The 2024-nt window shown below is 63.1% G+C and carries 1 protein-coding gene; it reads right to left on the bottom strand.

Annotated elements, in window-relative coordinates:
• Nucleotides 1-2024, bottom strand: a 2024-nt coding sequence (locus EOA85_RS33710; RefSeq protein WP_127212582.1) for an adenosylcobalamin-dependent ribonucleoside-diphosphate reductase, incomplete at both ends; no start/stop codon positions are given.

Here is a 2024-nt window from a genome sequence, read left to right as displayed (position 1 = left end):
GAGTGAGCCGGGGTTGACGGCTGGCGCCTGGTTCAGATTGCCGTGGCCGACCGCATAGGCCTCGATCTCGGCGATCTGGCTTTCCGAATAGCCGAGCGTACGCAGTGCTTCCGGAACGGCGCGGTTGATGATCTTGAAATAGCCGCCGCCGGCCAGCTTCTTGAACTTGACCAGCGCGAAGTCGGGCTCGATGCCGGTGGTGTCGCAATCCATCACCAGGCCGATCGTGCCGGTCGGCGCGATTACGGTCGCCTGCGCATTGCGGTAGCCATGCTCCTCGCCGAGCTCGATGGCGCGGTCCCAGGCAGCCTTGGCATGGGCGGCAAGCTCAGGCTGCTTGAGGTCGGAGGCGACCAGCGGCACCGGGTTGACGGCGAGTTTCTCGTAGCCGTCTTTGTCGCCATAGGCAGCGCGGCGATGGTTGCGCATGACGCGCAGCATGTTCTGCGCATTGCGGTCGTAATCGGGGAAGGCGCCGAGCTCGGCGGCCATTTCGGCCGAGGTGGCATAGGCCGTGCCGGTCATAACAGCGGTGAGTGCTGCGCAGATTGCGCGGCCCTCGTCGGAATCATAGGGAATGCCCGAGGTCATCAGCAGGCCGCCAATATTGGCGTAGCCGAGGCCGAGCGTGCGGTATTCGTAGGAGAGCTTGGCGATCTCCTTCGACGGGAACTGCGCCATCATGACGGAAATTTCCAGCACCATGGTCCACAGCCGAACCGTGTGCTCGTAGGCTGATATGTCGATGGTGCCGTCGGCGTTGCGATAGGGCAGCAGGTTGATCGAGGCCAGGTTGCAGGCCGTGTCGTCGAGGAACATGTATTCCGAGCACGGGTTGGACGCCCGGATCGCACCGGCCGAGGCGCAGGTGTGCCAGTCGTTCATCGTCGTGTTGAAGTGGAGGCCCGGATCGGCCGACGCCCAGGCGGCATAGCCGATTTTTTCCCACAAATCCCTGGCCTTCAGCGTCTTCAGCACCTTGCCGTCCTTGCGGGCGGTGAGGTGCCAGTCGCCGTCCTGCTCTACGGCGCGCAGGAAATCGTCTTTCAGCGAGACCGAATTGTTGGAGTTCTGGCCCGAAACGGTGAGGTAGGCATCCGAATCCCAGTCGGTGTCGTAGGTCTTGAACGACATCGAAGTGTAGCCCTGCTTGGCGAACTGGATGACGCGGTAGATGTAGTTCTCCGGCACTCCGTCCTTCTTGGCCGCCTTGATCTCGCGCTTCAGCGCTGTGTTGATCGCCGGGTCGAAGCAATCGTCGTCCTGGCCTTCGCAATTGATGCAGGCCTTCATGATCGCTTCGAGGTGCTTCTTCACGATCTTGGAGCCTGTGACCAGCGAGGCGACCTTCTGCTCCTCATTGACCTTCCAGTCGATGAATTCCTCGATATCGGGATGGTCGGCGTCGACGATGACCATCTTTGCGGCGCGGCGCGTCGTGCCGCCCGACTTGATGGCGCCCGCCGCGCGGTCGCCGATCTTCAGGAAGCTCATCAGGCCGGACGAACGGCCGCCGCCGGACAGCTTTTCGCCTTCGCCGCGCAGGAACGAGAAGTTGGAGCCGGTGCCGGAGCCGTATTTGAACAGGCGCGCTTCACGCACCCACAGGTCCATGATGCCGCCTTCGTTGACGAGATCGTCCTGCACGCCCTGGATGAAGCAGGCATGCGGCTGCGGATGCTCGTAGGAAGATTTCGACTTGGTCAGCTTGCCGGTGAACGGGTCGACATAGAAGTGGCCTTGGCTCGGGCCGTCGATGCCGTAGGCCCAGTGCAGGCCGGTGTTGAACCATTGCGGCGAGTTCGGCGCGACGCGCTGGGTGGCCAGCATATAGGCGAGCTCGTCGCGGAAGGCGCGCGCATCTTCCTCCGACTTGAAGTAGCCGCCCTTCCAGCCCCAATAGGTCCAGGTACCGGCGAGGCGGTCGAAGACCTGGCGGGCGTCGATCTCGGAGCCGTAGCGCTCGGACTCGGGCAGCTTTGCCAGTTCGGCCTCGTCGGCAACGGAGCGCCACAGGAAGGAGG

It is taken from the genome of Mesorhizobium sp. M5C.F.Ca.IN.020.29.1.1, from assembly GCF_003997375.1.
Taxonomy (GTDB): domain Bacteria; phylum Pseudomonadota; class Alphaproteobacteria; order Rhizobiales; family Rhizobiaceae; genus Mesorhizobium; species Mesorhizobium wenxiniae.
Note: the sequence above shows the minus strand (reverse complement) of the source record. Positions and strands in the feature narration are given on the sequence as shown.